General features: G+C 67.5%; 13 protein-coding genes and 1 riboswitch. Of the genes, 8 read left to right on the forward strand and 5 right to left on the reverse strand.

Going from position 1 to position 15019, the window contains the following annotated elements:
- The first annotated feature begins 59 nt into the window (after window positions 1–59).
- Window positions 60–875, forward strand: coding sequence for a M48 family metallopeptidase (locus tag PT85_RS00310; RefSeq protein WP_027590798.1), 816 nt, complete (start codon window positions 60–62; stop codon window positions 873–875).
- Window positions 876–1047: 172 nt separating this feature from the next.
- On the opposite strand, the gene PT85_RS00315 is transcribed toward PT85_RS00310, so the two are convergent.
- The 4 genes from PT85_RS00315 to rapA form a co-directional block, all read right to left on the reverse strand.
- On the reverse strand, window positions 1048–1635 hold the full coding sequence (locus tag PT85_RS00315) for a TMEM165/GDT1 family protein (RefSeq protein WP_027590797.1): 588 nt from the start codon (window positions 1633–1635) through the stop codon (window positions 1048–1050).
- Window positions 1636–1655: 20 nt separating this feature from the next.
- Window positions 1656–1843: riboswitch (yybP-ykoY riboswitch) on the reverse strand.
- Between the two features lie 243 nt (window positions 1844–2086).
- Complete coding sequence (locus PT85_RS00320; RefSeq protein ID WP_039605637.1) at window positions 2087–3088, reverse strand: class I SAM-dependent methyltransferase; 1002 nt, start codon at window positions 3086–3088, stop codon at window positions 2087–2089.
- 13 nt (window positions 3089–3101) lie between these two features.
- The gene (locus PT85_RS00325; RefSeq protein ID WP_039605638.1) at window positions 3102–4055 is read right to left on the reverse strand and encodes a 2-hydroxyacid dehydrogenase; all 954 of its coding nucleotides are present in this window, start codon (window positions 4053–4055) and stop codon (window positions 3102–3104) included.
- A gap of 252 nt (window positions 4056–4307) precedes the next feature.
- Window positions 4308–7145: an RNA polymerase-associated protein RapA gene (rapA, locus tag PT85_RS00330; protein ID WP_039605639.1), complete on the reverse strand. Its 2838-nt coding sequence runs from the start codon at window positions 7143–7145 to the stop codon at window positions 4308–4310.
- Window positions 7146–7272: 127 nt separating this feature from the next.
- On the opposite strand from rapA, the gene PT85_RS00335 reads away from it, so the two are divergent.
- The 6 genes from PT85_RS00335 (at window position 7273) to PT85_RS00355 (ending at window position 13046) form a co-directional block, all read left to right on the forward strand.
- The gene (locus PT85_RS00335; RefSeq protein ID WP_039559902.1) at window positions 7273–7587 is read left to right on the forward strand and encodes a hypothetical protein; all 315 of its coding nucleotides are present in this window, start codon (window positions 7273–7275) and stop codon (window positions 7585–7587) included.
- 15 nt (window positions 7588–7602) lie between these two features.
- Window positions 7603–7755 (forward strand): hypothetical protein, encoded by a 153-nt coding sequence (locus PT85_RS18135; protein ID WP_169745294.1) that lies wholly within the window; start codon window positions 7603–7605, stop codon window positions 7753–7755.
- A 226-nt stretch (window positions 7756–7981) separates the two neighbouring features.
- Window positions 7982–8098, forward strand: coding sequence for a cytochrome c oxidase subunit CcoM (ccoM, locus tag PT85_RS18385; protein WP_039559904.1), 117 nt, complete (start codon window positions 7982–7984; stop codon window positions 8096–8098).
- A gap of 225 nt (window positions 8099–8323) precedes the next feature.
- On the forward strand, window positions 8324–9367 hold the full coding sequence (locus PT85_RS00345) for a porin (protein WP_039559905.1): 1044 nt from the start codon (window positions 8324–8326) through the stop codon (window positions 9365–9367).
- Between the two features lie 150 nt (window positions 9368–9517).
- Complete coding sequence (locus PT85_RS00350; protein ID WP_039605640.1) at window positions 9518–10168, forward strand: DUF2057 family protein; 651 nt, start codon at window positions 9518–9520, stop codon at window positions 10166–10168.
- 151 nt (window positions 10169–10319) lie between these two features.
- On the forward strand, window positions 10320–13046 hold the full coding sequence (locus PT85_RS00355; RefSeq protein WP_039605641.1) for a LuxR C-terminal-related transcriptional regulator: 2727 nt from the start codon (window positions 10320–10322) through the stop codon (window positions 13044–13046).
- Between the two features lie 45 nt (window positions 13047–13091).
- Here the strand turns inward: PT85_RS00355 and PT85_RS00360 are convergent, their stop codons facing one another.
- Window positions 13092–13910, reverse strand: coding sequence for a hypothetical protein (locus PT85_RS00360; RefSeq protein ID WP_039559911.1), 819 nt, complete (start codon window positions 13908–13910; stop codon window positions 13092–13094).
- Between the two features lie 165 nt (window positions 13911–14075).
- Here PT85_RS00360 and PT85_RS00365 point away from each other — a divergent pair, with 165 nt between their 5' ends.
- Window positions 14076–15017, forward strand: a complete 942-nt coding sequence (locus PT85_RS00365; protein ID WP_039605642.1) for an alpha/beta fold hydrolase — start codon at window positions 14076–14078, stop codon at window positions 15015–15017.
- The last annotated feature ends 2 nt before the right edge of the window (window positions 15018–15019 follow it).

Consider the following 15019-nt stretch of genomic DNA (forward strand, 5'->3'; position numbering starts at 1 on the left):
CTTGTCGCGTTCCGATGCGGCGACCTAGGATTACCCTGTCATTGAGGCAGGTATGACAGATGAAGCGTCCCTCGTTACCCACCACCGTGCTGGCCTGCGCCCTGGCTGCCGGTTGCCAGGCGGTGAACACCACCAGCGGCGGCGCCGTGGGCGTCGATCGCAAGCAGTACATGTTCAGCATGCTGTCGACCGAGCAGGTCAACCAGATGTACGCGCAGTCGTACCACGAGGCCATCAGCCAGGCGGCCAGCGCGGGCGTGCTGGTCAAGGGGACTGCCGATGCCCGGCGGGTACAGACGATTTCCCAGCGCCTGATCGCCCAGGCCCCGGTGTTCCGGCCGGATGCCGCCCAGTGGCCCTGGGAAGTCAGCCTGATCGACAGCCAGGAGATGAACGCCAACTGCGGGCCGGGCGGCAAGATCATGGTCTACACCGGGCTGATCGAGCAGCTGAAGCTGACCGACGACGAACTGGCCGCGGTGATCGGCCATGAGATTGCCCATGCCCTGCGCGAGCACAGCCGCGAAGCCCTGTCCAAGGCCTATGGCGTGGAGTTGGCCACCCAGCTCGGCGCTGCGCTGGGCGTGGGGCAGGGCGGCTTGCAGATGGCCAACCTGGGTGTCGAGTACCTGATGACCCTGCCCAACAGTCGCGGCAACGAGAACGAGGCGGACCTGATCGGCCTGGAGCTTTCGGCGCGTGCCGGCTACGACCCGAACGCCGCCCTCACGCTGTGGGAAAAGATGGCCCGCGCCGCCAACGGCGCGCCGCCGGAATTCATGAGCACCCACCCGTCTTCCAGCACGCGCATGAGCAACCTGCGCGAGACCATTCCCAAGGTGATGCCGCTCTACCGGCAGGCGACGTCGCGGTAGGACAGGCAACGCTTTATTGTCCGCCGTCACGCCGGAACGGGCGCCCCTGGCGGTCAGATAGAGCGCTGACCGCCCTACGCCAATACCCGCTTCATAGGGCGGACAACGTCTTTCTTGGCCGCCGTCGCGCGGTTTCGCTCAATGAGCGCCCAAGCAAGGGGCTGCTCCGCTGCTACCCCAGCAGCCCTGCCAGGTGCAGGGCCTGATAGGCGGCATACAGTCCCAGCAGCAGGAAGGCCAGCGCCGCCAGGCGATGGATCAGCTTCAGCGGCAGGCGCTCGGCGGCGAAGTTGCCGGCCAGCACCACCGGCACGTTGGCCAGCAGCATGCCCAGCGTGGTGCCCAGCACGACCATGACGAAGTCCGGGTACTGCGCGGCGAGCATCACCGTGGCGATCTGCGTCTTGTCGCCCATTTCGGCGAGGAAGAAGGCGATCAGCGTGGTGATGAAGGCGCCATGACGCTTGAAGCGGCTGCCTTCGTTCTCGTCCAGGGTGTCGGGAATCAGCGCCCAGGCCGCCACTGCCAGGAAGGCCACGGCCAGCAGGCTGTGCAGCAGCACCGGCGTCAGCCAGTCGGCGATCCAGTTGCCCACCGCGCCGGCGGCGAAATGGTTGGCCAGGGTGGCAACGACGATCCCGGCGATGATCGGCCAGGGCTTGCGGAAACGGGCAGCGAGCACCAGGGCGAGCAACTGTGTCTTGTCGCCGATTTCGGCCAGGGTGACGATTCCGGTGGGGACCAGCAGGGATTCCAGCATCAGGCTTCCTAAAGGGGTGGGTCGACAAGAGAACGCAATGACACGCACGCCCACCCACCCCGGGTCGGGTCGTTCGTGTCACAGGTCTTGTCAAACCCCAGGCTTCAAGCCTGTCGGGTCGCCGGCGCCATGGTCTGTGGACCAAGCATGTTGACGCGGGCCGCGCGAGCAGGGCGCTCGCAGGAGACTACTCCCCCAGGACGGCGGGCATTCTGCCCAACGAGGCGGGTGGGTGCAAGCCTGACGTCCTGCCGCTTAACCGCTCCTCGTGCGACCGGCGGTACCGGTGCGATGGTCGACAAGGAAAACGTTGTCCACCCTACGTAGGGTGGATCGCGCTTCATCGATCCACCAACGCACCGCAAGGTGCGGCCGGCGAGGTGCGGCCGGCAAGGTGCGCCGTGCAGTCACCCAAAAGCATCGCGGCTAAAGCCCCTCCCACCAGTCCCGGTCAGGAGCTGCGTCGCGCCCGGTAGATGCGGAACCCCTGCCTCTCGGCCAGTGTGGCGCACGGACCCAGGTGCTGCTCGATCAGCGGCGGGTACTTGAGGAAGCTGTTGGCCACCAGCCGCAGCTCGCCGCCGGGACGCAGGAAACGGGCGGCGTCGCGCAGCAGGGTCTCGCTGGCCTGGTAGTCGGTGTGCACGCCCTGGTGGAACGGCGGGTTGCTGACGATGGCCGCCAGGCCCGTGGGCGCGGCGTGGATGCCATCGCCGGCGATCAGCTCGGCGTCCAGGCCGTTGGCGGCCAGGGTCAGGCGACTGCTGGCCAGGGCGAAGGCGTCCACATCCAGCATCAGCAGCGGACTGGCCGGGTAGCGGCGCTTGAGCACCGCGCCGAGCACGCCGGCGCCGCAGCCGAAATCCAGCAGCGGCCCGGCCGGCAGGTCGTCCAGATGCTCCAGCAGCAGGGCGCTGCCGGCGTCGAGACGTCCATGGCTGAACACGCCGGGCAGGGTGACCACCTGCAGCGGGCCGTCGGCCAGCGGCAGCTCGTAGCGTTGCGCCAGGTCTTCCAGCACCGGGACCGCGGGTGCCTGTTCGACCTGCACCTGCCACAGCTGGCAATGCCGGGCGCTGTCCAGCTTGCGCGGCGTGCCATAGGTGGCCAGCTGCTTGGCGGCGCGTTCCACGCCGGCACGCTTCTCGCCGACCAGGTACAGCGATTTGCCGGCCAGCCGGGCAGCCAGCGCCTGCAGCAGGTAGTCGGTCAGCTCGCGGGACTTGGGCAGGAACAGCACGGCGGTCTCGAACGGCGTCTCGGGCGGCGTGGTGCCGAACCGGCTGCGCTCGGGGAAGCGTGCCTGCAGTGTGGCCTGCTCGCCGGCGTGCCAGCTCCAGCCAATGGCGTCGGGCAGGGCGGCGAGCAGGTCGTCGGCCGGCAGACCGGCCAGCAGCACCTGGCCGGTGAACAGCTCGGCCTGGCGCAGCAGCACTTCGCTTCGTGGGTCCATGAAATCTCTCCTGTCAGCCGACCACGCGCAGCGCTGCGCCGGCGCGGAAGGCGCGGGCGTTTTCGGCCAGTTGTTCGAGGATGCGCTGGCGCGCCTCGCGGCTGCCCCAGGCGCAGTGCGGGGTGAGGATCAGGCGCGGGATATCCGGCGCCAGCAGCGGATTGCCATTGCGCGGCGGCTCTTCGCTGAGCACGTCGCTGGCCGCGCCGCCCAGGTGGCCGCTGCGCAGGGCGTCGGCCAGGGCCTGCTCGTCGACCAGTCCGCCGCGCGCGGTATTGATCAGCAGCGCGCCGCGCTTGAGCAGCGCCAGCTCGCGGGCGCCGATCAGGTTGCGGGTCTGTTCGGTGAGCGGGCAATGCAGACTGAGGGCGTCCACCTGCGGCAGCAGCTGGTCCAGCGGTAGATAGCCGGGGCGCGCCGGCCGCCCCGGCAACTGGCCGAGCAGCACGCGCAGGCCGAAGGCCTCGGCCAGCCGTGCCACGGCGCCGCCCAGCTCGCCATGGCCGAGGATGCCCAGGGTCTTGCCGGCCAGTTCGACGATCGGGAAATCCAGCAGGCAGAACTGCGGCGCCTGCTGCCAGCGGCCGGCACGCACGGCGGACTGATAGTCGCTGAGATTGCCAGCCAGGGCGAGCAGCAGCATCAGGCAGTGCTGGGCCACCGAGGCGGTGCCGTAGCCCTGGCAGTTGCACACGGTGATGCCGCGCGCCCGGGCGGCGGCCAGGTCGACGTTGTTGGTGCCAGTGGCGGAGATCAGCACCAGCTTCAGCTCCGGGCAGGCGGCCAGCACCTGCTCGGTCAGCGGAACCTTGTTGCTGATCGCCACCTGGGCGCCGCGCAGGCGTTCGATGACTTGCTCCGGCGTGCTGGCGCTGTGCAGCGTCAGGCGGTCGAAGCAGGCATGCAGGCTGCTGAAATCAAGGTCGTCGAGGGTGGCGGAGTCGAGGAAAACGGCGTTGAAGGACATGGCGGCGGGGCTGCAGGTATAGAAAGCGAGAGGTTAACAGAGGCTGACAGGACCGTGGTTTGGGTAGGGCGGTCGGCGCCGTTCCGGCCGCCGGTGCGGCCCGACCAAGGCTTCGGTAGGGGGGAAGGTGGCCAACGCGTTGCGTTGGCCACCCTGCCGAAACTCCTGCCAGCGCTCGCGGACAGGTCCGCCCCCACAGGAGCAATAGCATGTGCCCTGTGGGAGCGAATTCATTCGCGAGCTATTCGGCGGTCAGCCCGCCACCAGCACCCGAATGGCTTCCAGGCGCAGCGAGGCCTTGTCCAGGTAGCTCAGGCCGTCCTCGCGCTGGCGGCGCAGCGCCTCGATTTCGCTGTCGCGCACGCTCGGGTTGACCGCCTGAAGGGCGGTGAGGCGCGCCAGTTCCTCGTCCAGCTCGGCAGCGAAGCGCTGCTTGGCCTCGGCAACGCGCTCGGCGTGGCGCGGCGCCATCTTGTCCTCGGCCAGCTTGAACTGCTGGCTCAGCACATCGCGCTGGGCCTGCACGAACTTGTTGGCGCTGGCGCGCGGCACGCTTTCCAGCTGGTCGTTGAGGGTGTCGAAGCTCACCTTGCTGGCCAGGTCGTTGCCCTTGGCATCCAGCAGGCAGCGCAGCGCCTGGGGCGGCAGCACACGGCCGAGCTGCAGGGCGCGCGGCGCCACCACGTCGCTGACGAACAGCAGCTCGAGCAGCACGGTGCCGGGCTTGAGCGCCTTGTTCTTGATCAGCGCCACCGAGGTGTTGCCCATCGAGCCGGACAGCACCAGGTCCATGCCGCCTTGCACCATCGGGTGTTCCCAGGTAAGGAACTGCATGTCCTCGCGGGCCAGCGCCTGGCTGCGGTCGTAGGTGATGGTCACGCCCTCGTCGTCGCCGAGCGGGAAGCTGGCGTCCAGCATCTTCTCGCTCGGGCGCAGGATCAGCGCGTTCTCCGAATGATCTTCGCTGTGGATGCCGAAGGCGTTGAACAGCTCTTCCATATAGATGGGCAGGGCGAATTCGTCGTCCTGCTCGAGGATCGCCTCGACCAGCCGCTCGCCTTCGCCGGCGCCGCCGGAGTTGAGTTCCAGCAGGCGGTCCCGGCCGCTGTGCATCTCGGCTTCCAGGCGCTCGCGCTCGGCGCGGGCCTCATCGAGCAGCGCTTGCCAGGGCTTGTCGTCGCCGCCGTTGAGCTGTTCCAGCAGGCGGGGGCCGAACTGCTGCTGCAGGGCGTTGCCGGTCGGGCAGGTGGCCAGGAAGGCATTCAGCGCCTGGTGGTACCACTGGAACAGACGCTGCTGGGCACTGCCTTCCAGGTAGGGCACGTGCAGCTGGATGCGGTGCTTCTGGCCAATGCGGTCCAGACGTCCGATGCGCTGTTCGAGGAGGTCCGGGTGGGCCGGCAGGTCGAACAGCACCAGGTGATGGGCGAACTGGAAGTTGCGGCCCTCGGAACCGATTTCCGAACAGATCAGCACCTGGGCGCCGAACTCTTCGTCCGCGAAATAGGCGGCGGCACGGTCGCGCTCGAGGATGCTCATGCCCTCGTGGAACACCGTGGCCGGGATGCCGGAACGCAGGCGCAGCGCTTCTTCCAGGTCCAGCGCGGTCTCGGCGTGGGCGCAGATGACCAGCACCTTGTGCTGCTTGAGCAGCTTGAGGGTGTCGATCAGCCATTCCACGCGCGGGTCGAAGCGCCACCAGCGCGCTTCCTCCGCGTCGCCGGCATAGCCAAGCTCCGGATACAGCTCGGCCTGCTCGCCGGGCAGGTCCTGGTACTGCTCGGGTTGCGGCAGCGGGTAGGGATGCAGCTCGCGTTCCGGGAAGCCACGCACGGCGGCGCGGGTGTTGCGGAACAGCACGCGGCCGGTGCCGTGGCGGTCGATCAGCTCGCGGATCAGGCGCTGGCTGGCCTGGATGTCGCCATCGGTGACGGCGGCCAGCAGGGCTTCGCCTTCCTCACCGAGAAACTCATGGATGGTGCGGTGCGCCTGTTCCGAGAGGCGCCCGTTGTCGAGCAGCTCCTGCACGGCCTCGGCCACCGGACGGTAATGCGCGCTCTCGGCGCGGAACGCCTGCAGGTCGTGGAAGCGGCTCGGGTCGAGCAGGCGCAGGCGGGCGAAGTGGCTGTCCTGACCGAGCTGCTCCGGGGTGGCGGTGAGCAGCAGCACGCCGGGAATGGCGCCGGCCAAGCGCTCGACCAGCTGGTATTCCGGGCTGGCGTTCTCCGGGTGCCAGACCAGGTGGTGAGCCTCGTCCACCACCAGCAGGTCCCAGCCGGCGGCCAGCAGGGCATCGGCGGCCTTGGCGTCGTCCTTCAGCCATTCCAGGGCGACCAGCGCCAGTTGGGTGTCCTCGAAGGGGTTGTCGGCATCGCTCTCGGCGAAGCGCTCGGCATCGAACAGCGCCACCGGCAGGTTGAAGCGCCGGCGCATTTCCACCAGCCACTGGTGCTGCAGGTTCTCCGGCACCAGGATCAGCACGCGGCTGGCGCGCCCGGAAAGCAGCTGGCGGTGGATGACCAGGCCGGCCTCGATGGTCTTGCCCAGGCCCACTTCGTCGGCCAGCAGCACACGTGGGGCGATGCGGTCGGCCACCTCGCGGGCGATGTGCAACTGATGCGGGATCGGCTGCGCGCGGGCGCCGCCCAGGCCCCACAGCGGCGACTGCAGGATGCGGCCGCGGTGGGCCAGGCTGTGGTAGCGCAGGGCAAACCAGGCGAAGGGGTCGATCTGCCCGGCGAACAGGCGGTCGCTGGCCAGGCGGAACTGGATGAAGTTCGACAGCTGGGTTTCCGGCAGCGAGCAGGTCTCGTTCTGCTCGTTCAGTCCGTGGTATACCAGCAGCCCATCGACGTCCTCGACTTCGCGCACGGTCAGCTTCCAGCCTTCGAAATGGCTGATCTCGTCGCCGGGCGCGAAACGCACGCGGGTCAGCGGAGCATTGCGCAGCGCATACTGACGGGTATCGCCGGTGGCTGGGTAGAGTACGGTCAACAGACGGCCATCCTGAGCCAGAATGGTGCCGAGACCCAGCTCGGCCTCGCTGTCGCTGATCCAGCGTTGCCCCGGTTGATACTGCTGCTGCGCCATTCGCGTCTCCGTTGGTGAAAAAGCCGGGTATGGTACCGGAAGCGCAGAGGGATTCCACAGTTGGCGTGCGTAGCTGCTAAAGGGGCACCGCCGGCTGCCGACAGCTTGGACAACAAGGAGAACAATCATGTTGCCGCCGATCCTGCCCAACCAGATCCCCGTGACCAGCCAGCAGGACCCGCCCAAGCCCAAGCCGGACATTCCGCCCGTGGTGCCCACCCAGCAAGCCGGTAAGGAAGGCGCGGTCAGCCTGGACAAGCGCAATCCGGAGGAAACCGCCCTGCGGCTGCGCGAGGAACAGGAGCGCCGGCAGCGCCAGCAGCGCGAGCGTGACCGCATCAAGAAAGCCCTCGACGAAGGCGAGGAAGACCTGGAAGCCCTGGAGGCCAGCCTGGACCCGAGCGTGCCGCGCAAGGGCCTGTGGGTGGATATCAAGGCCTGAACGAGCCGAACCCGCATGACCGAAAAGCCCATCGATTTCGCCGCCGAGCGCGAAAAGCGCATCCACGACCTCAAGGAAAAGCGCCTGAACGAAGTCCGCGAGGCCTTCGAGCGGGCGTTGCCGCTGCCCAAGGGCAAGAAGCCACGCGGCGGCAAGAAGAAGCGCTGAGCGCCCCGCCGGCGTGTTCGGGCCGGTCTCCCTCTGTTTCCATTTGTTTCGGCGACGTTCCCCGCAGGTCGGGCGAACCTGCGTCGCAGCGCGCCTCACTCTTGATCTGGATCAGGTGCAGCATCCTGCCGCATGGGCGGGGCGTCGCAAACTTGACTTGGGTCAATGGGCGCCGACGGTCCTCTGGCAATCTGCGATCAACCAGCACGTGGTGAGGAGCCCGGACATGTTTATCGATGAAGTGGTATTGGCAGGCGTACTTATCGTCGGACTCTGCGTCGTCTTCTGCGCCGGGTTCGCCTATTTCATCTGGAAGGACTCGAAGAAAACCAAGAGCAACTGATCCTTCCTGATCAAAGAGCACGCAAGGCATTTTGGGCGACTTCGGTCGCCCATTTTTTTGCCTGGAAAAAGTCTACTTATACAAAATGTGAAAAAGTTCCCCTGACTTCAAACTTTCATAATCCGGAAATGGCTCTGTCACATCCGGTTCGGATACTCCGCTTCGGTCGAAACAGCGAAACGTTCAAATCGCTCGGACGTTATACAAACCCGATGGAGCTTTCCGATGAAAAAGAAGTTGATCGCGATGGTTGTCAGTGCCGCAGCTGTTATTCCCGCCGCGGCCATGGCGGATGTTGATGTTTATGGACGTGTCCATGTTTCCACCGATTTCCTGGATGATGGCGCCGATTATTCCGAAGTCAACATTTCCAGCAACTCCTCGCGTCTGGGTTTCAAGGGTAATCATCAGATCAATCCCGATCTGAAGGCGTTCTTCCAGATCGAGCAGGAAATCAATTTCACCAACAGCAATGGCGATAATTTCAGCACCCGCGACACCTTTGTCGGACTGAGCGGCAACTTCGGCGCCGTCCAGCTGGGTCGTTTCGACAGCCCGTTCAAGGTGGCCCGCGGTCCGGCCAACCTGTTCGGCGACCAAGTGGGTGATATGCGCAACCTGACGCGTGCCGGTCAGGCCCGCTTCGATGAGCGCTATGACAACACCTTCCAGTACACCACTCCGAACTTCAGCGGCTTCAATGCCAAGCTGGCGTACTCCGTGCACGAGGACAGCGTTGCCGCTTCGGATCACAAGACCGACAGTGTCAGCCTGTCGCTGAACTACGCCGGCGGCCCGTTCGAAGCCTCTCTGGCCTATGAGCAGGTTTCGGAAGAGGCCACCCGCGGCGAGCGGGACGGTATTCGTCTGGCTGCCGCCTACAAGCTGACCAGCGCTGCCAAGCTGGTCGGCTTCTACCAGACCCTGGACTACACCGGCCTGGCGGGTACCAGCGATGCGGTTCAGGAGCAGAACACTTCCGATGTCTACGGCCTGGGTGCCGAACTCAAGGTTGCCGCCAACACCGCCATCAAGGCCATGTGGATGGCCCGCGCCGTCGATGCTGACGACCGCGACAGCGACATGCTGGCCGTGGGTGTCGAGCACAAGCTGGACAAGGCGGTGCGCGTCTACGCCAACTACGCGCTGGTCAACAACGACGACAACATCGCGCTGACGCCCTGGGGGCAGGCCCGTACCGCCACCCCGCCCGGCACCAACGGCGAAACGGCCTCCGCGCTGTCCGTGGGCCTGCGCTACGACTTCTGATCTCATCCGAGAGCGGAAATCTCCAGCCGGGCTGCTCCTTGCGAGCAGCCCGGTTTTTTGTCATCGAAACGTAATCGTCCGTTCTTAATCTTCTGGCTCTGACCGATCGGGCAGCGTCATGCGGCCCATCCCCAACGCCAAGGAGTCTTCATGCGTCGTCTATTCTGGCTGGCCCTGATCGGGCTGCTGTCGGGCTGTGCCCAGCAGTCCCCCGTCAAGCTGTACGCGGGGCCCGAGTTGTCGCAGGCGCAGGTGCTCGTGGTTGATGTGCCTGATGCGCTGGAAGTGATGGCTATCAACGGCCAGCCCGCACCTGCCGCCAATGGGTTGCTCGGCACCGGAAGTCGGGTGTTGCACCTGCGCCCCGGCGATTACCGGATCGATGCCTTCTACGAGAACGTCTTCGACATCGGCGGCGGCCTCAGTCACGAAGTGGTGCGCACGCGCAGCGCGACCTATCGTCTCACCGGTCGCGCCGGCGAGCGCTGGAAGCTTGATTACCGGGAGCCGGCCGGCCTGCAGGACGCGCGGGCCATGCAGGATTCCTTCGCCGGCTGGTCGGTGAACGTGCCCACCGGCGAGCGCATCGCCACGTCCCAGGGACCGAGGCCGGTGTCCACGGTCAGCCAGCTGCTTGGCCGTGACTCCAGCCCTGCTGCGCCCGCTTCGATCGAACCACTGGCGGCCGCCCCCGCACAGACTTTGCCGCACAACGACGCCACTCTGCACACCCTGCAGCAGTTGTGGCGGTTGCTCGATCCGCAAAGCCGACAGGCATTCCTGGATTGGGCGGGGCAGTAGCGGCTCCCTGTCGGGTTACACGCTTGCTCCCTTGCCCCGCCCGCTGGCGGGGCTTTTTTTGCTGATCGGCGCCCCGCCAGCGAGCCGATTTTCAAATCGCGACGGAAGACGCTAGGCTTCCCGGGTCGTTTGCAGAGGCCCGCACCGCCCCATGACTGCGTTTACCTCGCCTGGTGGCACGCCTTCCGGCCGGGATATTCCGGAGCGGCACTTCTTCCGACCGCCGCTGCCGGCCGGTCACGCACCTCGTCCGCACCTGTGCGAGCGCCTGGAACAGGGGCTCGAGGGTCGCCTGCTGCTGATCTGCGCGCCGGCGGGCTTCGGCAAGAGCTCCCTGGCCAGCGAATTCTGCGAGCGCCTGCCGTCCGGCTGGCGCACGCTCTGGCTTGGCCTGGGGCCTCGGGACGGCGACCCGGGGCGCTTCTTCGAGCGTTTTCTGGAAGGTCTGCGCAGGCATTATCCCGGCCTGTACGAGGAGGGCCTCGCCCTGCTGCGCATGCGCCAGCCACACCAGCCGTTCGCCTTCGAGGCCTGGCTGAGCGATCTGCTGGACGAACTGCAGGTACGCCTCGACGGTGAGGATCTGCTGCTGGTGCTGGACGATTACCACCTGGTGCAGGGGGCGGTGCTGGACAGCAGCCTGCAGTTCGTCCTGAACCACCTGCCGGCCGGCGTGCGCCTGCTGGTCACCAGTCGCCAGCGGCCCGCCTGGCACCTGGCGCGCCTGCGCCTGCACCGCCAGTTGCTGGAGCTGCAGGTCCAGGACCTGCGCCTGAGCGCCGAAGAGGCCGGTGCGCTGGTGGCCGGGCAGGGCACCCAGTTGAGCGATGAAGAGCGCGACCTGCTGCTGCAGCGCTGCGAGGGCTGGGTGGCCGGCCTGCGGCTGTGGTTGCTGGCGCGTCAGGATGCGCCGCAAACGGAGGCCGCTCCGCTGTCCCCGGCGATCGCCGACGGGCTGATCCACGATTACCTGCTTGAAGAAGTGATCGACCGCCAGCCTGCGGCCGTGCAGGCCTTCCTCTACCAGACCGCTTGCCTCGATCGCTTCTGCGCCGAGCTGTGCGACGCGTTGCGTGAAGAGCATGACAGCGCCGAGATTCTCGATCACCTCAAGGCCCATCAGGTCTTTCTGGTCCCCCTGGACGAGCAGGGCCGCTGGTTCCGCTATCACCACCTGTTCAGCGACCTGCTGCGCCGCCATCCGCCTGCCGCGGGCGAGGTGTCGCGTGCCAGCCTGCACCTGCGCGCCTGTCGCTGGTACAGCCGGCAGAACGATCCGGTCGAGGCGGTCGAGCAGGCGTTGCGCGCCGGACGCAGCGATGTGGCCGCCGAGCTGGTGCAGAACCTGTCCGAAGAACAACTGCTCGGCGAGCAGAACGTGGCCATGCTGTTGCGCTGGAAGCTGGAGCTGCCCGACAGCCTGCTCGGGCTTTCGCCACGGCTGATCCTGCTCTACGGCTGGGCCCTGGCCCTGGCCTGCCAACTGGACGCCGCCGAGGCACTGGCCGAACGGCTCGGACACTTCCTGCCGGCCGCCAGCGCGACTGAGCAGCGCTTGCTGCTGGCCCAATGGCAGGCCCTTAGCGGCATGATCGCCCGCGGGCGCGGCGAGATCGCGCTGGCCGAGCGGCATTGCCGCGAAGCCCTGGTCGATCTGCCGGCCGAGCGCTTCGGACAGCGCTTCATGTGTATTTCCACCCTGGCCAACCTGGCGGTGACGCGGGGTGTGCTGTGGCGCGCCCGTGAATTCAACCGCCAGGCGCTGGAGCTGGCCCAGCGCTACGGCAATCCGCTGTTCGAGGCGCTGGCCCATCACGATCGCGCGCGGGTGTTGCAGGCGCGTGGGGAAGTCCTGCGCGCGCTGGACGAGGTGCGCCTGGGCCTGGCGCGCCTGGGCGGTCTGGGCGCGCACAAGCCCTACGCGGTTCGCGCCCGGCTGACCCTGTACGAAGGCTACCTGCTGGCGCTGCGCCTGCAGCCGGAGCAGGCCCGCGAGCGGTTGCAGGCCGGTATCCGTGAAGCGCGGGCCTGCCGCGACGTGACCCTGGTGATCGGCTACAGCGTGCTGGCCACCCTGGCCGAGCAGGAGGGTGACATCGCCGAGGCTTTCCGCCTGCTCGCAGAAGCCGAGCGCACCCTGCACGCCTGGGATGTGCCGCCCATCTACTACCTGGCCCTGGTCACCCTGGTGAAATGCGAACTCTGGGCCGGCCAGGGGCAACTGCCCCTGGCCGAGCTGTGGCTGGCCCGGCTGAGTGACACCTACACCGGGGAGCAGCCGGCTGCGGCCCCGGAGCTGCTGCCCCAGTTGCCGCTGCACCTGGGGTTGCGCCGCGCCATCGTGGCCCGCCGGCGCTTCCAGACCGAGGACGCCGAGCGGCAGCTGCGCGATCTGCAGCGCCAGGCGCGCCGGCGCGGTGCCCTGATGTTCGCCTGCTTTGCGGATATCCACCTGTGCCTGTTGCTGCTGGATCGGGGGCGCCTGGAAGAGGCGGGCGCCGTGCTGGTCAGCGGGCTGGAGTCCGGCCGGGGCGGCTGTCTGCTGGCATTCCTGCACCTGCTGCGTCGCCATCCACACTGGCTGCGCGCGCAGCTTGCCGAGCAGCCGGACGGTCCGCTGGCGAGCGATCTGCTGGCCCTGCTGCCGGCGTCGGCCAGCTCGGCCGACGCCGGCGGGGAGGCGGTGCCGCTGAGCGGTCGCGAGCTGGGCGTGCTGCGCCTGATCGCCCAGGGGTGTTCGAACCAGGAAATCAGCGAGCGGCTGTTCATCTCGCTGCACACGGTGAAGACCCATGCGCGGCATATCAACGGCAAGCTGGGGGTGGAGCGGCGCACCCAGGCGGTGGCGCGGGCCAAGGCGCTGGGACTGCTGGACTGAGTGAGAGCCCTGCGCTCCGGCCGGTAAAGCGCCGACCGTCCTACGTCATGGCAGTGCTCCGGTCAGGATGGGTTCGGCGCCGGTCGATTTGGCGCGCATGTCGTCCTCGATGGCCAGCAGGGTCGGTTGCAGCGCATTGAGGCGGTCGCGCACCGCGGCCAGCGGATGTTCCCTCGCCAGGCTGTCCAAGCGCGCCAGGACCTCGGCGCGCGCCGGGGCCGGCAGGTGCACGAACAGCTCCGGCAACTGGCCGCTCAGCTCGCTGGCGTACTGCTCAAGCTCGGCGGCACCGAACTGCCGGGTCATGTCCAGGAAATCCAGGGCGCTGCGGGTCAGCTGGGCGGCGGCTTCCTTGGTGTCGCGCAGGCCCTGCAGGCGCACCGGGCTTCGTCGCTCCTCCTCCGACAGCGTCATCCAGAACTCCACCGTCAGGGTGAACAGCACCGCCTGCTGGCGCAGCGAATGGCTCATCAGCCCCAGCGCCTCGCTGGCGTAGGGCTGCTGCGCGGCCTTGAAATCCAGGTACAGGCGCAGCAGTTCGCGCAGGTGTAGCAGGATGTCCCGCGCCTGCTCCTGACGCTGCTCCAGGGCCACGTAGATGTTCAGTTGCGGGCGGAAGTTCTCGGGATTGACCATGCGCTGGTAGAGCGGCCCGGTGAATTCGCCGCCGCGCCGGGGCAGGGCGTCGGCCTGGCTGCCCTGCACCTTGCGCAGGGTGTCCAGCAACTGGCGGTAGTCCTCGCTGCTCCAGGGGCGCTGGATGTCGGGGATCGGCTCGCCGAGAAAGTACAACTCCGTAGCGGCCAGCGGTCTCAGCACAAGCAGCAGCACCAGGGCGAGCAGGGCGTTATGGGGGCGCGGCATTGGGCAATCCGTGGCTCGTTTCCGACCGGGGCAGCTTATCCAGCCTGGCGCGCAGCGTCATCCCGTCCTTCGGTTGGGCTCATGGGTGTTTTTTTCCGTGCTGTGATGCCGATGGCACGGGTACACCGTGCCTTCCGTTCGCTGCCGGCTCACAAGGAGAATGCCATGCCCGCTTCCAGTTCCACCCTGACGCCGCCCCTGGCCAGCGGCGTCGCCCGCCTGGGCTTCGGCGAGCTGCCCCTGCCCGCGCTCAAGGCCCGCTACGGCCACCCGGCCAGCGGTTCGCGTTATGTGGAGCTGGACGGCTTTGCGGTGCACTACCGCGATGAAGGCCACCCCGACCAGCCGGTAGTGGTGATGATGCACGGGGTGGTGGCTTCGCTGCATACCTGGGACGGCTGGGTGAAGGCCTTTTCGCGCCATTACCGGGTGATTCGCTTCGACTTGCCCTGTTTCGGTCTCACCGGTCCGGCGCCCGGCGGGTACTCCGAGGAGCGCATGCGCAAGGTGCTGGGGCTGTTGCTCGATCATCTGCGGGTCGAGCGGGCGACCCTGGTCGGCAACTCGCTGCGCGGCTACCTTGCCTGGAGCTACGCCCTGGAACAGCCCGAACGGGTGGAGCGGCTGGTGCTGCTCGATCCGGTCGGCTACCCGATGCGCAAGATTCCCTGGATGATCGCCGCCGCCAGCCTGCCGGGCGCCACCTGGGCCATGCCGCTGTGGATGCCGCGCGCCTTGATCGCCCAGGGCGTGAAGGAAGTCTACGGGGATCGCAGCCGTATCCAGCCGGGCGTGCCCGATCGCTATTACGAGCTGACTCGCCGGCCCGGCAATCGCCGCGCCATGATGGAGATCTTCCGCCTGCTGGTGCGCCTGAACCGCAGCCGCAAGGACACCGCCGAGCGGGTGGCGCGCATCGGTGTGCCGACCCTGCTCATGTGGGGCGACCGGGACCGCTGGATCGCGCCGGAGCAGGTGGCCCTGTGGAAGCGCGACCTGCCGGGTGTGCAGGTGAAGGTGTATGCCGGCGTGGGGCATGTGCCGATGGAGGAAATCCCCGAACGCAGCGCCCTGGATGCGCTGAATTTCCTCGGCGCGAAGCGCTAGGG

It is taken from the genome of Pseudomonas flexibilis, from assembly GCF_000806415.1.
Taxonomy (GTDB): domain Bacteria; phylum Pseudomonadota; class Gammaproteobacteria; order Pseudomonadales; family Pseudomonadaceae; genus Serpens; species Serpens flexibilis.